At 58.9% G+C, this 17,869-nt stretch carries 13 protein-coding genes and 2 pseudogenes; 11 read left to right on the top strand and 4 right to left on the bottom strand.

All coding sequences use genetic code 11. The features are described from left to right. The first annotated feature begins 24 nt into the window (after positions 1 to 24). On the top strand, positions 25 to 1,281 hold the full coding sequence (locus I6F28_RS35090) for an endonuclease/exonuclease/phosphatase family protein (RefSeq protein ID WP_225131093.1): 1,257 nt from the start codon (positions 25 to 27) through the stop codon (positions 1,279 to 1,281). Positions 1,282 to 1,434: 153 nt separating this feature from the next. On the opposite strand, the gene I6F28_RS35085 is transcribed toward I6F28_RS35090, so the two are convergent. Beyond that, positions 1,435 to 2,757 carry a DUF3422 family protein gene (locus tag I6F28_RS35085; protein ID WP_225143499.1) on the bottom strand — a complete coding sequence of 441 codons (1,323 nt, stop codon included), beginning with the start codon at positions 2,755 to 2,757 and terminating at the stop codon, positions 1,435 to 1,437. Positions 2,758 to 3,774: 1,017 nt separating this feature from the next. Here I6F28_RS35085 and I6F28_RS37945 point away from each other — a divergent pair. Next, complete coding sequence (locus I6F28_RS37945) at positions 3,775 to 4,290, top strand: transposase (protein ID WP_463671690.1); 516 nt, start codon at positions 3,775 to 3,777, stop codon at positions 4,288 to 4,290. Continuing rightward, positions 4,224 to 4,685 (top strand): transposase, encoded by a 462-nt coding sequence (locus I6F28_RS37940; protein ID WP_463671689.1) that lies wholly within the window; start codon positions 4,224 to 4,226, stop codon positions 4,683 to 4,685. The genes I6F28_RS37945 and I6F28_RS37940 overlap by 67 nt, the downstream gene beginning before the upstream one ends. 289 nt (positions 4,686 to 4,974) lie before the next feature. Here the strand turns inward: I6F28_RS37940 and I6F28_RS35075 are convergent, their stop codons facing one another. Both I6F28_RS35075 and I6F28_RS35070 read right to left on the bottom strand, forming a co-directional pair. Beyond that, positions 4,975 to 5,430 carry a GNAT family N-acetyltransferase gene (locus I6F28_RS35075; protein WP_225143497.1) on the bottom strand — a complete coding sequence of 152 codons (456 nt, stop codon included), beginning with the start codon at positions 5,428 to 5,430 and terminating at the stop codon, positions 4,975 to 4,977. Positions 5,431 to 6,174: 744 nt separating this feature from the next. After that, positions 6,175 to 6,318: a hypothetical protein gene (locus I6F28_RS35070; protein WP_225131078.1), complete on the bottom strand. Its 144-nt coding sequence runs from the start codon at positions 6,316 to 6,318 to the stop codon at positions 6,175 to 6,177. A 1,120-nt stretch (positions 6,319 to 7,438) separates the two neighbouring features. Here I6F28_RS35070 and I6F28_RS35065 point away from each other — a divergent pair. The 7 genes and pseudogenes from I6F28_RS35065 to I6F28_RS35035 all read left to right on the top strand — a co-directional run bounded on the left by I6F28_RS35065 (position 7,439) and on the right by I6F28_RS35035 (position 9,870). Beyond that, positions 7,439 to 7,558, top strand: coding sequence for a GTP cyclohydrolase I (locus tag I6F28_RS35065; RefSeq protein WP_249782202.1), 120 nt, complete (start codon positions 7,439 to 7,441; stop codon positions 7,556 to 7,558). Between the two features lie 109 nt (positions 7,559 to 7,667). Further along, a pseudogene (locus I6F28_RS37685) lies at positions 7,668 to 7,925 on the top strand (6-pyruvoyl trahydropterin synthase family protein); the annotation flags it as partial. Positions 7,926 to 7,941: 16 nt separating this feature from the next. Further along, complete coding sequence (locus I6F28_RS35055) at positions 7,942 to 8,139, top strand: hypothetical protein (RefSeq protein WP_225131124.1); 198 nt, start codon at positions 7,942 to 7,944, stop codon at positions 8,137 to 8,139. Next, complete coding sequence (locus tag I6F28_RS37935; RefSeq protein WP_368736808.1) at positions 8,081 to 8,497, top strand: radical SAM protein; 417 nt, start codon at positions 8,081 to 8,083, stop codon at positions 8,495 to 8,497. The genes I6F28_RS35055 and I6F28_RS37935 overlap by 59 nt, the downstream gene beginning before the upstream one ends. 15 nt (positions 8,498 to 8,512) lie before the next feature. Beyond that, positions 8,513 to 8,755 carry a hypothetical protein gene (locus I6F28_RS35045; protein ID WP_225131055.1) on the top strand — a complete coding sequence of 81 codons (243 nt, stop codon included), beginning with the start codon at positions 8,513 to 8,515 and terminating at the stop codon, positions 8,753 to 8,755. A 177-nt stretch (positions 8,756 to 8,932) separates the two neighbouring features. Beyond that, positions 8,933 to 9,236 (top strand): annotated as a pseudogene (locus tag I6F28_RS35040) (7-cyano-7-deazaguanine synthase); the annotation flags it as partial. Positions 9,237 to 9,357: 121 nt separating this feature from the next. Then, a complete protein-coding gene (locus tag I6F28_RS35035) occupies positions 9,358 to 9,870 on the top strand; it encodes a type IV secretory system conjugative DNA transfer family protein (protein ID WP_225131052.1) in 513 nt (170 codons plus the stop codon). Positions 9,871 to 12,393: 2,523 nt separating this feature from the next. On the opposite strand, the gene I6F28_RS35030 is transcribed toward I6F28_RS35035, so the two are convergent. Continuing rightward, positions 12,394 to 16,875, bottom strand: coding sequence for a Ulp1 family isopeptidase (locus I6F28_RS35030; RefSeq protein ID WP_225143495.1), 4,482 nt, complete (start codon positions 16,873 to 16,875; stop codon positions 12,394 to 12,396). A gap of 235 nt (positions 16,876 to 17,110) precedes the next feature. Here I6F28_RS35030 and I6F28_RS35025 point away from each other — a divergent pair, with 235 nt between their 5' ends. Continuing rightward, positions 17,111 to 17,854: a hypothetical protein gene (locus I6F28_RS35025; RefSeq protein WP_225131048.1), complete on the top strand. Its 744-nt coding sequence runs from the start codon at positions 17,111 to 17,113 to the stop codon at positions 17,852 to 17,854. Positions 17,855 to 17,869 lie beyond the last annotated feature (15 nt).

Raw genomic sequence — 17,869 nt, 5'->3', positions numbered from 1 at the left:
TGTTGCAAACGTCTGGAGCACTACATGATTCTTCGCCGATCTGTCCTGTTCGCCCTCGTCTTGTTGCTCGGCACAGCGCCGACGGCCCACGCGCGTGACATCCGAATTGCGACATGGAATCTGGGCTGGCATCTCAGCCAGGTCGAGGCGAAGGAGTGGATTCGTGATTGCGGTCAACCTTTCGCCCTCAATCCAGCGAGTGGATTGTTTGAACCCTCGACGGCAGGGGCCACCAAGCCGGGCTGGGAGCTCAAATGGGGACGAAACGCAAAGATCAAATGGGACATCGCGGCAAAGCCGCCATGCGACGTTTACCAGGCCAATTTCAAGATCGTGCCGGTGACCGAAGCCGCCTACCAAAAGCGCTCGCAGCAACTCCAGGATTTCATCCGAACGAACCTCGATCCTGACATCATCACTTTTCAGGAGGTTAGCGGCGCCACCGCCGTTCGCGAGGTTCTGCCCAACAACGGTGCTGATTACGAGATTTGTTCGTTCGACACGTTCAAGGTCCAGCGGCTCGCGATTGCTTGGAAAAAGAACCTCGGGACGGGCTCCGATTGTGGGGTCGTTGCGCCCCTATCACTCCCGGATCTAGCCGCCGTAGATCAGGTGCGCCCGGGCTTATCACTGACGCTGCAGATCGACGGCAAGCCGTTGCGTGTTATGACCGTGCATCTCAAATCCTCCTGCGTCAGCCCGCTCGAAGACCGCGGCAAGCTTGACGGCGGGGGCGATGCGTGTGCCATTCTGCAGAAACAGGTGCGCCCGTTGGAGGATTGGCTGGAAGCGAGCTCTGCCAGCATGCCGGTCGTTCTGATGGGAGACTTCAACCGCAATCTGTCGCACGAGAAAAATTCGATCGGAAAATCAGATATTCGCTCGGACGGAAGCGATCCCGCTTCCTCCCTTCCGAGTGGCGTCCTCGTTCGCAGCCTCTATGGCGAGGTCAATGATGGGGCCCCCACTTCCAGCGCCCTTTCCCATCTGGAGCCGGAATGCCCGGTCAACCCTGTCGCCAAGCAACTCTGCGAACGCTCGAAGCGTGAGCTCTTCGATCAAGAGGCCGTCAAGCCGCTGACAAAGGCCGATAGCCTTGGCTGCCGCAATCCCCTGGGCCTTGATCAGATGCTCGTGAGCGCGAGCCTTTCGATTCCAGATCCTGCCATCAAGGTTGCGATCGGGCGCTTCGGCGGGACGCGCCCGGCAGGCCAAGGCCATCCGGATCCTTTGCTGGCCATTTCAGATCATTGTCCCTCCAAAGCGACGCTTCGTTTCTAGTGCAAGGGCGACTGAGCCGATCCAAAAATGCCTCGCCCGGTTAGTCCGGGCGGGGCATTACCTTGCGCAGGAGCCGGCCGCGATCTTGCGGCAGCGTCGCACCACGATCATGCGAGCTTCGCAGGATGGACGCACTGATTCTGTTAGGGAGCGTCAGTCGCAAGCAACCGAGGGCGCGTTGTCGTGCTTGAGGTGTCGCTTTCGGACATTGTAACTCACCAGCCAGATCACGCCGACTGCGATCGGCACGAAGGCTGCGGTCAGGAACGAGGGCTCTACTCGCAGTCCGACGTCATGCGCGCCCTTGGCAAGATAGCTAAACAAGCTGACCACATAATATCCTATCGCTCCGACCGACAATCCTTCCGTGCACTGCAGCCGAAGTTGCTGTCTGGCGCGCTCGTTGATAGCCTGCAACAGGTCACGATGTTGTCGTTCGATTTCGACGTCGACACGGGTTCGCAACAGATCGGCGGCACGCGCGAGCTTGACCGACAGAGCCGCCTGACGATCCTCTACGGTCGCGCAGGTTCGCATTGCGGGCGCCATGCGGCGCGCCAGAAACGACGACCAGGTTGGATAACCCGAGACATCGTTGCCTTCAATGATGGACAGTCGCGATTGGACCAGCTCGTTGTAGGCTCTGCTGGCGCCGAAGCGAAACAGGCTGCCGGTCGCGCCTTTTTCGAAGCAGGCGGCCAGCGCCGTCAACTCGGCAAGCAGATGGTTGTTGAACTGCAGCCCCTCACCGATTTGCATTTTTTCGAGCGCCTCAACAAGACGGCGGTCGATGCGATCAACGGAAGGTGCAAGCTCAAGGGCGGCCGACAGGCCAAGCAGCGCCAGTGGACGGTAGGTCTCGATCTCCAGGAGCCGTTGCACCAGCGCTCCGAGATCCTGCGACGTCAATCCGAGGTCGCAGACGAGGATTTTCGTAAAGCCTTTTTCGTCTACGCGGAAGTCTGAGGCGGCAACGCCTGCGCCGTTCTTTGTGGCAACCATGGCCAGGCTGTTTTTGTCAAAAACCTGTTCGGCGCGCCTGGTCGGCGAGGCATCCTGCTCCACTTCTAGCCTGATCGCGACCAGCAACTGTCCGGTCTGACGCAACGCGCGGATCAGCGATCGGACGGTACCATCAACTTTGTCAAATCGGTCTGCGGCGGAAACATTTGTGTTACTCCAGATCCAGGTAAATGTTGTGAATTCCGAATGCTGCTCCCAACGTAGCGTAGCGGTCCCGATGACAATCTGATGAAGTTTCGCCGATTGCTCAGGTGGCGGAAGATTGCGCTCGAGGCAAAAATCGATAAAGCGGCAGCGATCGCTTGTGGCCGCCTCACCCTGCGCAAGAAAAGCCAAGTGGATCACGCTGAATGGCGAAACAAGGCGCGTGAAAGGGCGTGCGTGCACTTCGCCGAGCACGGCGTCGCGTTGCGGATGTGGCGTGAAGGTTCGCAGATCCAATTCATCGACCATGTATTGACATCTCTCTTCAGGGTGAGCAAGCAACTGTCAGCCGCGCGAGGCCGTGGCAAGCAGGAGCGTCTTCCGTTCCCCCGGCGGGGTGCAGACAGGCAACCTCCGGTGCGGCAACCACACTGTCCATTGACAGATCGAGGCCCAAACACGACTCCCATCTTGCTGCCGCCGCCCTGACGCGGAGAGGCGGTGCAGGATTTGGGCCAGCACTGCAGAAGGGGCACGCTTGTGTCCTTTGGCGCAATGTGGCTTTCGAAGACAGTTGGAGGCGGGTTTCAGACATGAAGCGCGCGCTTGTATTCTGACAGGATGCGTACGTGGCGCAGGCCACAGGAAATTGCCTGCTTCGCACGGTGATCGCTCGCCAGGCGGCTGAGACGCCATGCTGTGGACGGATTTGTCCATGCAGAGACCGGCGACTGACCGCGCCCGGACCAGCCGGGCAAGGCTTGGCCGATGGGCTGATAACGTCACGTCGCGTGAGGATGACGTGATCACGCAGCCGGAGCGCACGCTGTCATAGTCTTTTGAGGTGACATTCAGGGCAGTGCAAGCGCCGCGGCTCGACCGCAGTGAGACAGATACGTGGCGAATGTCGTGAGCGATCGACCGAATAGCGGCGGATCACAAGTACGGCCGACTCGACTTGGCGGGCGTATTGCTCAAGTGCGCTCGCGGAGGTTTTGATCCGTCTGTCGCCACGCGGCCGAGAGCCAATCTCGGTCAAACTCGCTCGCCGGTCTTTGCAGGACGCGAGGATCGCCACGTTCTCGTTGATGTCAGCTCTGTTTCGGATCGAGCGCACGAAGCGGCCTCTTCGATGGGTGGATCTGGCCGAAGGCCGGCTAAGCAGCCTCGATCGCCTATGGCGCAACAGCGGCGTCACAACGCTCATCCCCTGCCGGCTGCGCCGTCATTCCTCGCCAAACAAGAAAGTTCCTCCTCTGCTGTCGAGCCCCTGCGGGGTGCGCCGTCGATCACCTCCGGCCTGTCGATCACCATCGAGGCCGCAAGGTGCGGGCTCGGAAAACAGAGATCAAGGAGAACTACCATGGCGACCATCGGCACCTTCAAGACGACCGGCAACAACGAGTCCGGGCGCTCTATCTGCCAAAGGAATGGACGGACGACCCCGCTCGCCTGAAAGCCGCGCATGTCCCGAGCGATGGGCTTTGCTACGAAGCCCAAGATCGCGCGTCGAATGGTCGCTCCGCGATCGCCGCAAAGGTGCCGTTCTCGTTCGTAACGGCGGACAGCGTGTATGGCACAGGTGAGATCGAAACCCTGCTGCGCAAGGCGGGAAAAGGCTATGTTCTGGGCGTTGCTTCCAATCACGTGTTCCGTTCATGGGGCAAGCAGCAGCCGGTCGCCGGCACCGCCTCCGCGATCGCGCAGAGCCTTCCCAAGAAGTGGCCTGGCACCGCTCCGCCTCCGGCGAAGGGACCAAAGGTCCGCGCTGGCACTTGGCCGATCTCGACGCTGGTGAATACAACGACGACCTTGCCGGAGAATGGACGGGGGGTCTTCTGATCCGTCGCAACGTTACTGACGCCAGCTTGGCCTTCTCCACATGGTGCCCCAAGGGCAGGTCCATGCAGAAGCTGGCGTCGGTGGAAGGCCATCGCTGGGCTATAGAGGACAGCTTCGAAACCGCCAAGAACGAGCTCGGCCTTGACCACAACGAAAGCCGCTCCTGGCATGGCTGGCATCGCCATGTCTCACTCGTCATGCTGGCCTTCGCCATGATGGCCGTCATCCGTCATCGAGCCAACACTGGACCATCGCTCAAAAAATGCGACCGCGGCCTCGACCGAAGCATCGCTCTTGATCCGCTTGTCGATCCGGGAAATCCGCCCCATCGCCATGAAGCTTCCCCAGCGACTCATCTCGCACGCCTACGTCCTCGCATGGTCGTCCTGGCGTAGGGCTCATCAGGCCAACGCGCGCAAAGCCCATCTCAGGCAAAAATTGCAACTGTAATGCTAGTTAGGGCACCCGACGGAACACAGCAAGACCGAGTCGTCGTTCTCAGGGGGCAAATACAGCAGTGCCATTAGCCCACTACAAAAATAAAAAACATAAGTCCAGAACGCACAGACAATTACGCGTTCCGGTCAATCAACCGGCCCTAACGAAGAACATTGGGTTCCAAGCTAGATTGATCCGCTCAGCTTCTTGGTCATCCAGGGACGACTCTAAGTTGACCCCACCGGCTCATATCATGCGGCAAAGCCGGGGGCCGACTTCCTCGAAGCCGTTGCGCAGATAGAAGTCGAGGGTGCGCTTCCATTTCGGCTGCCACGGTGCTCCGACCTCCAGCCGCTTCCATCCTCGCGCGCGTCCTTCGGACAGAGCGACCGCGATCAGATGAGGCGCAATGCCCTGCGATCTCATGTCGGGGCGAACATAGAGCTCCGAGATTTCTCCGAACTTGCCGCCCGCGTAGATCGCAGTGCATTCGTTTAGAACCATGACGCCAACCGGCTCGTTGTCTCCGCAAGCGATCACCGCGACGACGCTGACATCCGCAAGAACTGCCGCCGCGCTTTGCGTGACGATTTCGATCCCCGGGGCCATCCGGCGCAAGAGCTCGACTTGGAGAGCATAAACGAAGCCGGCGACGGTTCCGGCATCTGTGACTTCAGCGCGGCGTGTGGATATGACCGGCATCTTTCTTTCTGCTCCGCATCGGAATTGAATCACTCTGCGCCACGAGCGTCAGCGTGACATTTGTGATCCGCTAGACAGACAAGGCTAGCTGAGATTCCCGAACACCTCGAACCAGAGCCGATTGGAGCACTTTCCAATCAGCTGATCTCTGCTGTGGGTCTTGGTTGTATGAAAACGCCTGATGACCCGCGATTTCGGCTGTCAATCAGCGTCCACAACTGAATTTCGATCCAACCGATGGCTTTCACGTCGCAGGGTTTCATCACGAAGCTAAAGCGCGCCTCTCCAAGATAGGATCATGATCATCGCGAACTTCATTGTCGAAACGGTCCTTCAAGCGGCTGCTGACCTTGTGCCGACAATCCAATGAGACGATCACGCATTCCAGGTCAAAAGGCCGATGGATGTCGTCACCTAGAAGGAAACCGTTCAGAGGTGTATGCACCCCACCGCATTTTGACCCTCGGGAACCGAGCTCAATCGCTATGTGACGGCAGTCTATGGATATTGGCCATCTCCTTCCTCGATGCTGAATCCTTTACCAGTCACGATGTTTGGAGACCAGCTCTCTGGAATGGTAGCCATGGATCCCTCCCGCCAGAAGGATCGCTGGGTTAGGATTCGACAGCCAATGACAGGATCCTCTCGGTCGTCGAGAGCGATCGGGTCGAGACGATAACTCCACTCCTTAGCTCCGCGGCAAAGTCGATTTGCACCGGAACCGCCTCGCTTGGTGCGCTCTTGCTACAAAACAAGGCCCGCGCGCAGGTTCGCAGCACGCGTCGGGGAGTTGCCGTCAGGCCAGTACGCCGCGCCGATCAAGAGTTGCTCGATCGTGTTGAGATTTTCGACGATGAACTCGGCTTGCCGGTCGGGCCGCCTTGACACCGACATCCTCGGCGGGATGTACCGCGTCCACAAAGAAGCGGTCAGGCCACGAGCTGCTGGAGTGTTGCAATCTCTTCCTGTCGCTCGCGGAAGGAGGGCTCGCGGACCAGGTCCAGGCGCTGCTAGTCGGTACATCTTCTTCGGCTGCGGAGCCTCGCCATTGCCCGTTCGTATCTAGCTTCACTGGTGCCCGAACCCGGGAGACCACGTCGCTTGGCTTGGTCAGGCGATGAGCGCGTTGCTTGCCGCGGCTTCATGCTGCCATGAGTTTCGCGAGCCGCGTCAACGCTTCGCGCTCTTGGTGGCGATTCACGTGCGCAATTTGACCTGGTCAAATGTCCAAGCCTTGAATAGCTTTGCCGGGCCAGGAATTTCGCCCCGAGCTGCCGCTGCCTGTATAGCTCTCTTGTTCTCGCCTGTTATTTGGGCGACATCTTCGACCTTGACGCGTTCGGATGTCCCGTTCATCGGTTCTTCGCGCCAATCACGGGGCCGATTAACTGTCTGATGACTTCGGGGCGGGTAAGATTTGGTTGCTTTTGCTGGCGCTTCAATCGTGTCCGCTTGTCGGTGTGTATGTCTGAATCCCGACACGAAGTCGCAAATGATCGGCCGTCGCGGCACGATGCATTGATTTTCTCTTCCTCAAGCAAGTCTCGCACAGATACTTTTGCGGCATGCTGATTGCAGGGAGACGATAAAGGACCGTTTCGGCAATAGTGGTCTCTCGGTCAACGACGCAGGAGAGATGAAAGTTCTCGATCGTATGCAAATTGATACTAAAAACTGCCCCGGGTAAGGCACCTCCCCAATTGAAGCGCTTTGTTCAGCGCGTGTCGGCCGCAGATCATGTCGTTCACGCAAACTAGCGAAGCTGCACAGGAGTTCTGATGAGCTCTACGCAAGCAATTCGTGAACGCCTGCGCGACGCCGGCGCGTCGTTTGCGGCAAACGACAATATCGCAGAATATCTGCTGCCTGGTGACATTGATGTGATCCAAGCCGAGGTCGAGCAGCACGTGCACGCTGTGCTTGAGGCCATGGTTATCGACACCAGCCGCGACCACAACACCAAAGCGACCGCGAAGCGCGCAAATTTGTGCGCCTTGCCAACTGGATCATGTCGCGCCCGCACATCCAGGAGGAGGCCGCTGTTATGCTGGCGGACGAACTGGAACGCCGTATCCTGCCGAAGGGATTGGCCGTCATCGTTAGGGCGCAGCACCAATGCATGATCTAGCGTGGTGTTCGCTAGACTGACACCATCATGATAACCAGCATCATGCGCGTGCTTTCCGCGACGACAAAATATCGCGCAGCGAATTTATGGCACTGATCAAGGATCAACCGTGACCTACCTATCGACGAAGACATACGGTCATGAAACCGGACTATCCGCTACATTTCGCCAGTGGCGCGCGCTGTCACACTGTCGTCTGCTGCACGGTTACTCGTTGTCATTTCGCTTCGAGTTCGAGGCCGACACCCTAGACGACAAGAATTGGGTCGTTGATTTTGGCGGCCTCAAAGAGCTGAAAGCGATCCTCGAACACACATTTGACCATAAGACCGTCGTAGCTGCGGACAATCCGGAGCTTGAATGGTTCCAGGAAGCGGCGCGGCGTGGCGGATATCGTTGTGCTACCTGCTGTCGGCTGCGAAAAGTTTGCCGAGCACGTCTACGGCATCGCGAGCAAGTGGCTGCTGACAGAGCGACTTGCTCCGCGTTGCCGGCTTGCATCTGTCGAAGTCAAAGAGCACGGTGCGAACAGCGCGATCTATCGGGGAACGAGCCGTGCTGCCGGTCAACGAGATCTTTGAAAGTATCCAGAGCGAAGCCTGCAAGAGCGGCACGCCGTCAGTGTTCCTGCGGCTACAGGCCTGCCCAGTTGGTTGCCTCTGGTGCGACAGCAAGCGCAGATGGAAGGCAGATCCAGCATGTCAAGTGCCGATAGCCGAGATCACGGGATCGAGGACGCCACCCGGGGCTAGGATGTCGCCGGAGGAAATATTGCTCGCCGTGCAGGGGTTTAGGGCTCGGCATGTCGTGATCACGGGTGGCGAGCCCGCAGCGTACGACTTTCAGCCATTGACGACGCTACTTATCAAGTCTGGCTTCTCGGTGCAGGTGAAGACATCGGGACCCATGCCATTCAGGTGCACCCCTGCACGTGGGTGACCATCAGCCCGAAAGTTGGCACGCCCCGTTGTTTTGGATGAACCGCTGCGGCGTGGCAACGAGATCAAACATTGCGTGGGCAAGCCTGCCGATATCGAGAAGCTCCTGGCCCTCAACATCCCTCGTGAGTTCATGCCGATAATATGGCTGCAGCCCTTGAGCCAAAGCCGCAAGGCGACGAAGCTTTGCATTCAGGAGGCGACTGCGTGCGACTGGCGTGTCAGCATTCAGACGCACAAGTTGCTCGGCGTGGGGTAAGCAACCCTGCGCGTCAAAGCGTTCTGCGGCTTCACCTTAGAGACGATCATGAATTGCGTCCTCTAAGTCTGAACTCAATGAAGGGAAAGCGGCATTCATCGCAGGCTTCTTTGCCGTTGTTCGCCATTGCCAAGCGGGCCTGATTTCAACTCTTCACATTCTAAGCGAATCCTCTCAATGACCGATTTCACATCCGAAGCCGCGCTGGTTCTATTTTCTGAGCGGTCAGGATTCCGCCACCTGCCTCGCTTGGGCGCTGTCGCGCTTTGCCCGGGTTGAGACCGTCGGCTTTGCCTATGGACAACGCCATGCGATCGAGCTGGCCTGCTGCGATCAGTTGCTGAACGGACTGAAGAAGCTGCGCGTAGACTGGGCGAGCAAGCTCGGCGACAACCATACGCTTGAGATCCCCACACTGGCTGCGATATCAAAGACTGCACTGACCGGCGAGGTCGCGATCGAGATAGGCGCGGACGGGATGGCCGCGGCGCGACAGTTGAAGAATGAGACTGTCCGCAATTTCTGCCTGAACGAATTTGAGCGCTTTTCGTTCGGCTACCGAGCCGACGGCACTGCGCCGATCCAAAACAAGGTAGGCGCCGGTGTTTAATCGCCTCCTGGCCGCTCCCGCGCACGATCTCCACGTCAGGCAGATCATGGATGAGGGCAGGGTGTTGCTCGTAAACCTGTCAAAGGGGCGGATCGGCGAGGACAGCTCGTCCCTTCTTGGCGGCTTGCTTGTGACGACGCTCGGACTTGCCGCTTTCAGTCGGGCTGAATTGCCGGCGCGTGAGCGACCAGACTTCTACGTCTACATTGATGAGTTTCAAAACTTCACCACTCTCGGGATGGCAAATATGTTCTCGGGGTTGCGCAAATATCGCGTCGGCTGCACTGTCGCACATCACTATCGTCATCGGTTAGAACCGGATGTGCGCGATGCGGTGCTCGGAAATGCCGGATCGATTATCTCCTTCAGAGTTGGTGCTGAAGATGCGCAACACCTTGCTCGCGAGTTTCTGGGAACGTTCGAGGAAGCCGATCTCCTGCAACTGCCGAACTATAGGATTTTATCTGAAGCTCATGATCGACGGGACGCCGTCGCGGCCATCTAGTGCCGGTACGCTTGAGCCCGGCGTCCTAGATTAAGACACCGCCGTTGATTAGTAAGTCTCGGCGCGTCGAGCTTCTTGCAAACCCGGCGCGGGGGGATAGCGCCCCAGGATCATCGTCTCCGGCTCATTCCGCGCTGGCACTGACCCGCTCCCCCAAGCGGAACCTCTCCTACTTTCAGCTATCGCTTCGGTGGCGACGCCGCTAATATTTCAATTTTCGGCACCTTCGGGACAAGGCTCTTTGCAAAATCGCGCGAGAGATCTCCCCATATTCCTTTTGCAGGCGGCAGACAGGATACTATCGAGCAGGGCGCAGCCGGTTTTCAGCCTTTCCTGTTCTGCCGCTGGTTCGACAGCCTGAGCGAAAACAACAGGAGCCATTCCGCGCCGATGTGCACTGCAGCAACGGTAGCCATGCGTCGAGTAGAGGCATCTCACGTTTCGGATCTCGACAAGCTATCAATGAACGTTCCAGGGGCGACATCAAGGTGATCTGGATCATGGATTTTGAGAGCGGTCTGGCCGGGGGTTGGCAACGATCTCTTTAAGATGAGCTGTCCCCAATCTCCTGAGAAAGCGAGTTGTCTTTAGGGCTGCGGCCCGCTTTATCGACGCACAGCAAGCGTTGCTTTTTGTTCTTTACTGTCGCGCAGTCCGTTATTGGCATACTGGCCCGCCGTACATCGGCTGCCAATGCGGGCGAACACGAAAAAAAAGATGATTGCGGAGCTACAAAGGTACGAGAACCATCTCTGCTTTTGAATTGACTGCCGACGATTCATCCGGACTCATCTTTCCGCAAAGAGAAGGCATGAAGGCTGCTCGCAACTCGGCAACTGCCCTCCGTGGGCGGTTCGCCCGGAGGCAGCGGCGCCGCGCAGCCTACGCGTTGCAGGCTTTCATCGTGCATCGATTAGGTTAGCTATAAGACTTATGCGCTTGCAGACCAATTCACTCAAACTTGTAGGACACCTCTAAGAAGGTACCCCATCGCTCCATGCTGTACTTTGCGAGTGCAGGGATCTGGATGAACGTGCCTCGGTCGCTGCAGCCGCTGCAGTTGAATGTGACATCGCTGTCATTCTTGGTCCACATTGCCCAGTACCGAGTGCCGACGCCGATACTGAAATTTCTGCCGAGGAGGTACGACAGCGTTCCTTCGATCTGTACGCCCCCCACCTTGCCTGCACTGATCGTAGAAAGTTGTTTCAGGACGGAGGAGATGGTTATCACGACCGGTGAAGTCGGTCCATGGCAGGTAAGCAACATCTGCGCTCACGGCGCTCAAACAGCATAGTCTCGGCGTTAAGCCCGACGCGCAGCGCATCCCAATTGGCACCTTGAGTACCGATGATTTGCTGGGCCGGAACCGCGCATGCCCCGTATGGCGAGGCTGTCTGCACGCATGCGATCGAATCCGACTTTTGGCCGAAGTAAGTGCCACTGATAAATGCGCCCAGCTTGTAGGTGCTACCGCACATAAAGTCGTAACCGACATCGGCGGTGTAGTACGTGAACCTTCCGTTGGCCTGATCTCACAGAGTGTTGCATAGGCCGTACTGCCGATGCTCGAATCCTCGTTCATTCTTCCCTTGTTGAAGCGTCCGAGCCAACGTTGCCCTTCAGGAATATCCCCCAGGACTATCAAGCCGTGCGAACAGCTCGCCGGAAATGCCGTCCAAGCCATGATAGGTGAGCGTGGAATTGGGGATGCCGCTATCTCCGGATATCGGCGGCTGATTCGTGTAGTCCCACTGGAATGTGCCTCTGCTGAGCCAGACCCGCGAGCCCCTTCGAACGACCAGTCGCCCGTATCGAAAACAGGCTTTATTGTTTTGGCGGCCGCTCGTCCCGGATAGACCGATGCGTCGAACCATTCCGCCCCGCTCGCGTCGCCGCCGAAATGGTGATTCAATCTGATCTTTCCGATGTGACAGTTGCTGGACAAGCTGGTTGTCCTGGCGGCAATGTCGGCGGGGCGGGGAACTGCACCGTCGGCGGGGTCGCCAGACGCGTCCCCATCGAAGCCCATGTAGTCGTACTCGAATTTGACACACCAAGCAGGTGTAAGCGCTTGCTCAAAGCGACTCCGACGACGGTCCAGCCGAAGCGACTATAATCGAACTGCGTTGTATGCTGCAGGAAGCCGCAAAGCGCCCCTCGAATTCGTTGTTATGTTGCCTCGGTTATGTTGCCAGGCTGCCCGCCCTGATGTAGCCCAGCGTTTGGCCTGTTAGGCCGAAGCGGCGTAACCCACTCGAGCAGTCCCTGTGACAAAGGCGTTTGGACCTGCCTCGCAAGTGGCGATAACAACAGCGCCCGAGAAGGCAAGACAGCTGTTGGTGCCATCGGAGACAGCATGGCTCGCATCGACTTCGGTGCCGGAAATCCACCTATCCGTTTGCCAGTTGTAGCCGGGAGCGGATCGGCATCCAGTATTGGCGCAGCGCCTCGACGGTCGCTGGAATGTCGAGGTGGGCATTGCGGAGAAAGTCCTCGGTCTCGCGGCCGCTTCGCGCTCCCTTAGCCTAAGCCGGGATGAGCTCGAAGCCGGTCCTGGAGGGACCGCCGATTGGCGACGAGGTTGTCAAGGTGCAGCAACTCGTGCCCTGGCCGCTCTCCTTGGGCCAATCGTCGAACCAGCGCCCGCGTGCCGTCCACCACGAAGACGCCGCAATCATAGCTGTTCCGCTGCTGGGCCATGCTAGGTGACTCCAGGCGGGCGCGCAGCCGTCGTGCGAGCTGCGCTGCCGGCTCGTGGTTGTGTCCCCGGACAGAGTCGTAGTGATAGGCAATCGGCTCTCCTCGCGTGCGGCGATCAAGGAGCAGCAGCGACCAATGCGTGCCGAGGCGATTAGGATCCATTGCATCGTTCACCGGCAGGAATAGGAAGTCGGCGGTATCATTACCATTCGGATCGTAGACGATGCGCCGGAATGCACGGAGCATGTCGGGCTCGGCGCCGAAGCGCAATTGATAGTGGGCTATCAGGGGATCCACGAACTGCGCCAGGGCGGCGAATTCCGGACGGTCCCGCTGCAACTCCTGCGCCAGGAGCTCGTAATCCCTGTGGATGTGCTCGTCGCCCAGCCATTCCTTGGCGCCGAGCGCTAGTCCGCTGCGGCCGTGGGATGAGGCTGTCGGATCCAAAGCCCCGATCTGAGCATCGGCGGATGTGCGCGGGACAGGCGCATAACTAGCATCATCACGCGGCTCCTGCGGCGTCGGCGCATTCAGATCAATCAATGGCTCACGACCCCCGTAGGTGTCTGAGCGAGCCCTGGCAAGATGCGCGGGCGCAACATGAGCATCGTCGCGCAACTCGGATGGCGTCCGTGCATTCAGATCAACAAAAGGCTCTCGGCCGCTGTAGGTGTCTGAACGAGCTCGGGCAGGATGCACTGGCGCAAAATCAGCATCGTCGCGCAATTCGGACGGCGTCAGCGCATTGAGATCAACAAATGGCTCAAGGCCAGCGTAGGCGCCTGAGCGAGCCCTGGTCGGATCGGCTGGCGCAAAGTGAGCATCGTCGCGCAATTCGGACGGCGTCCGCGCATTCAGATCAACAAAAGACTCTAGGCCGCTGTAGGTGTCTGAATGAGCCTGGGCAGGATGCACTGGCGCAAAGTCAGCATCGTCGCGCAATTCGGACGGCGTCGGCGCATTCAGATCAACAAGAGACTCTAGGCCGCCGTAGGTGTCCGAGCGAAGCCTGGTAGGATGCGCCGGCGCAAAGTGAGCATCATTGCGCAACTCGGACGGCGTCGGCGCAATCAGACCATAAGATGGCTCAAGCCTGCCCTTAGCATGTGACGCGGGCCAGGATGGTGATGCTCGTTCTTGCACCTGTTCACCCAACCAAACCCAAGCTCCGGCGCTCGGGCTGGCCGGCGTTGAGGGAAGATCCTGCGCCGAGCCCGAGTGCCAATCGCCCTGCGCGGCCGGCGAGTTCGGCTGCTCAGGGCCTGGCAGCCCCAGTTCTCGGTTCGGCTCAATGAGTTTCAAGTAGCTGCGAAGATGCGACAAATCGGGACCGTGTACTCTGCCTCCAGTCCGTTGGAATGCTACCACGTCATTGTCGAGGGATACCTGCTCCCTGCTCGAGCCGTTTAGCCGCCCGATGATGCTCCCTTTGCGCTTCTCTCTAAGCCACGCACTAAGCGCACGAAGACGCCTCGCCCGCTGTTGCGCAGACTGCCTCAGCTTCGCAGTCGGAGTTTTAAGATCTTTCAGAGCTTGGTTCAGCGCGCCCTCGATGAGGGGCGCATCTTCTGGATGAGGAACTAGGCGACGGGGGGCACCGAGGACGCGGGGTTCAGGTGCTTCCACTTCTTCACCCCCACGCAGCAGCCGCCGGAGATGATTCAGAGCCGATCTAATGCGGTTGTTGGGGTCACCGCCCGAGCTCCTGTACTTCGCAATCTCCGCGTCCAGCGATGAACCGTCGCGCAGCCGAGAAGCTACCGGGCCCCTATGACTCGCGTTGACCCAGCGAATAAATGCCCCAAGCCCGTAAACACCGTTGTTGATGGCCCCTTTGGTGAGCTTGCGCAGCTCCGCGTCTCCACGAAACTTCGCCAAGAGCTCCGCGTCTTCGACCGGAAGCTGCTCGCCGATCGGTTCGTCCGGCGACGGCATCGGGGCTTGCATCTGCGATGGTGACGCCACCACTTGATGGGATAGGGTCTGCATCAGCTGCTGCTCAACAGCGACGACCTGCGGAGGCGGCGAGGAGCTGCGTCCGTCCATCGTCTCTAAAAGCAGATCCTGCTGGTTCGCAGGCAGAGTCTCCGGCCAGCTGCCAGCTCCGTTCGACCCGCTGTGCTGCGCAGTCGTCCGCCTCGTCTCGGCGCGAACCGCGTCTTCGAGATCAGGAAGCGGGCGAATATGACGCCGTAGTTCGATCGCTCTAGCACCCGCCGGCGACCTCAGGAGATGAGCCAGTGCGGCCCCGGCTTTTCTGCGGCCATGGGGGTCCTCCTCCTTATACTGGCTGACATCTTCATCCAGCGAGTCGTGGCCAAGTCGAGCAGCAATGCCGGGCTTATGCTTTTCACGGAGGTAATCACTCAAATCGATAAGAAGAGTTGCATAGGTCCTGGCGGTGTTGGCGGTGCTTGGGGCTGCTTCTTCCTTGTACCTTTTGATGAGATCCGCATCCTGGGGATAGGGATTCCGCTCAACCCGGCTTGCAAACGGCGTGATGCCGCCCGGCGATTGGGAGGCTCTAAGAAGATCCAGTGGGATAGCGATGGCCTGCTTCTCCTTCTCGGCGAACTCCTGGGCATCCTTGTCCAGCGACTTGTCGTAAAGCCGGGAAGCAATGCCCGGCTTGTCGTTCTTTACGAGCCAATGCCCCAAGCTGAGAAGACCACGTAGATTGCGACCGACCGTGCTCTCGGAGGCCCCAGCCTTGATGAGTGCCGGCCTGAGCCCCTCAATAAGAGACGCATCTTCGCAATAAACAGGATCCAGGCTGCTACCTGCGAAAACAAAATTTGCATGGCCGGGCGGTAGCGCCGAGGCATTCAGCATCGTTCTACCGCCTTGACCGTGCGGAGGCGGCGTAGATGGGTGGCCGCTCGCCCGCATGATGGGAATCTGCTCGCCTGGCACGAGAATGTTGCTGTAACGTTCATCCGTCAGCTCGTCGTCCTGGTGGCGCCGGTTCACGGGATTAGGGGACTCTGTAGGATCCAATGCTAGGCCATGCCGCGGTGGCTGAAGACACGACGATGCACCGGCTTCGTCGACCGTCCCCAAGAATAAATCTTGATCATCCCCCTCAGCGAGTGCCGCTGGCCAACTGAAGGCGGGCTGCGACCCGCCCTGCTTAGCCGCGGCCTCAATGCCCCCGGCCCGGCCAGTGATTGACGCGACTCCGCCCGGCGACTGAGAGGCGCGGAGACGATCTAGTGCGGTAAGAACGAGGTGCCTGCGATTTTTATCGAAGATCGCAGCGTCGTTGCTCAGCGATTCGTCGTTAAGCCGAGCAGCCACTCCCGGCTTTTTTTTTGCGAAGAGCCACCGGCTAAATCTGCGAAGAGGACCAACATAATTCGTCTTAGCGGTGATCTCCTCGTACCCAGCCTCAACGAGTGCTTCTTGAAGTCCGGAAATCAAGCGTGCGTCTTCGGGATGAAAAGGGGGACCGTTGAGTTTTCTCGCTCCGTTACGGAGATGATCAAGTGCCGCGCCGATACTTTTGCTACCCCCGGCGTCCTTGTAGCGCTTGATCTCTTCATTCAGCGGTTCGTCGTCGTTCCATGTCTCGTCCTGAAACCGAGCAGCAATGCCACGCTTGTTGTTTGCACGAAGGTAGTGGCTGAAATCCGTGAGAATAGATGCATAGGTTTTGGCGGTACTTGAAGTTCGGGCCGCCACTGCTTGCTTTTTGTATTCCTTGATGAGAGTCCCGTCCTTGGGATAAGGAGTCAGGTCAGGGCGGCCTGCGATCGGTACGGCTCCTCCCGTCAATTGAGAGGTCCGCAGATGAGCTAGTGCCCAAGGGACGTTCGCCGTCCCACCTTTTATTATGAACTCCTCGACATCCTTGTCCATCGTCTCGTCATGAAGCCGATCAGCAATGGCCGGCTTGTCGTTTGCAAAGAGCCAACGGCTCAAGCTGAGCAGATAACCGACGTAGCTCGTGGCGGTGCTCTCAACGGCTCCACCCAAGAGGAGCGCCTGCTTAAGGCCGGAAATAAGGGGCGCATCCTTAGCATAAAGCGGATCCTTGCTGCGACCTACCAAGACCCAATTTGATTGAGCGGTCTGCAGCGCTGAGGCGCCCAGCACCGCCTCATCCTCTCCGGCATGCGCCTCAGATCGCGATGCATCCGCTTGATGGGCGCGGACCTGCATGAGCACGGGAGCAGACGGCACAGCGATCTCGCCCAGCTGCTGCTCAAAGGCGGCCGCATCTGTGGACGGAGCCGATGAGCTCTCTTGCGGGCCCGCGGTGCCCGATTGTTGACGCACCCAGTTGGTGGATTCGAACTTCATTCGTTCTCAGTTTCGGAATAATAGGCCAATTTGAAGCCTGAGGTCGCTTGTGATTTGCCACGGAACCGACTCGGCAGCATCGAACCCAGCAGAAAACTATCGTGAACGCCCCAGAACGCCGCGTCCAAGCACTCCGACCGCGCGCTCCAGTATTCTTGCAGCGATCGCCAGCTATGATCGCCTCTGGAGACTCTATGAGCGATAGCTGTCGAGAACCTGACGCGGAGCCGCCGACTTGTTGCAGCGGACACCCAGGCTGCCCCCTTGGCCGGAAATCAATAAAGACCTGTTCACCGGAGAATCAGACGCGCCAGCTCGGTCGTCAGAGATCTACCGCGGTCTCGACTCTTTCATTGATCTGCCGGCCACACCGCACCAGATGCGTGACGATGCTCACTCAGTGCCGGTGCTCAGCCCGGCCGGTAGTGCCGCGTTCTTCGTCGGGCCATCAGGCGTGCTTCAGGAGCTTGAGGATATCGGATATCTCGTTCCCGAGGATTGGCAGCATGGCTCCCAGCCGGTGGCGGATGTCCAGATCCGTATCCTGAATAACCACGGGTTGCTGCCGACCCAGTTCAGCGGCCCAAGGCAGGTTTTGATCAACGGTGAGACCTACTCGATCGCATTAGGGCCGCGAGGACGCGGTGCACAATTCATCCATCATCCTCGCCCGTCCCCGGTCCCGCCTGCTCAGATCGGCCCTTTGACCGGAGTCTCTGTTGACCGCAGCGGACGCGTCCTGGGCCCCACGCAGTGGCTGGGTGACGAGCATATTGAGCGGGACTATGGGGTCCTGAGGCGGGAGTTGCAGGAGAGCAATCCCGATCTCGCCGCCCGGATGCGGTTCGTGGATCCTTTGATAGCCCAAATGTTGCGGTCAGGCTCCAACGAGGACGCGGAACGCGCATTCGGGTGGAGTCGCGGTGATAGAGCCGACTTCCTGTTCCTGCCGGTTAAGCGATGCCAGCGCTGCGGATAGAGGGTGGCGCGGCAG

The sequence above is a fragment of the Bradyrhizobium sp. NBAIM14 genome, assembly GCF_020193895.1.
In the GTDB taxonomy this organism is placed as follows: domain Bacteria; phylum Pseudomonadota; class Alphaproteobacteria; order Rhizobiales; family Xanthobacteraceae; genus Bradyrhizobium; species Bradyrhizobium yuanmingense.
This window is presented reverse-complemented; position numbering and strand designations above follow the sequence as displayed.

Excerpts from the sequence above, each read along its gene's own strand:
- I6F28_RS35085 (WP_225143499.1), bottom strand. The coding sequence starts at position 2,757 with ATGGTCGATGAATTGGATCTGCGAACCTTCACGCCACATCCGCAACGC.
- I6F28_RS35090 (WP_225131093.1), top strand. The coding sequence starts at position 25 with ATGATTCTTCGCCGATCTGTCCTGTTCGCCCTCGTCTTGTTGCTCGGC.
- I6F28_RS35065 (WP_249782202.1), top strand. The coding sequence starts at position 7,439 with ATGTCGCGCCCGCACATCCAGGAGGAGGCCGCTGTTATGCTGGCGGAC.
- I6F28_RS35030 (WP_225143495.1), bottom strand. The coding sequence starts at position 16,875 with ATGAAGTTCGAATCCACCAACTGGGTGCGTCAACAATCGGGCACCGCG.
- I6F28_RS35075 (WP_225143497.1), bottom strand. The coding sequence starts at position 5,430 with ATGCCGGTCATATCCACACGCCGCGCTGAAGTCACAGATGCCGGAACC.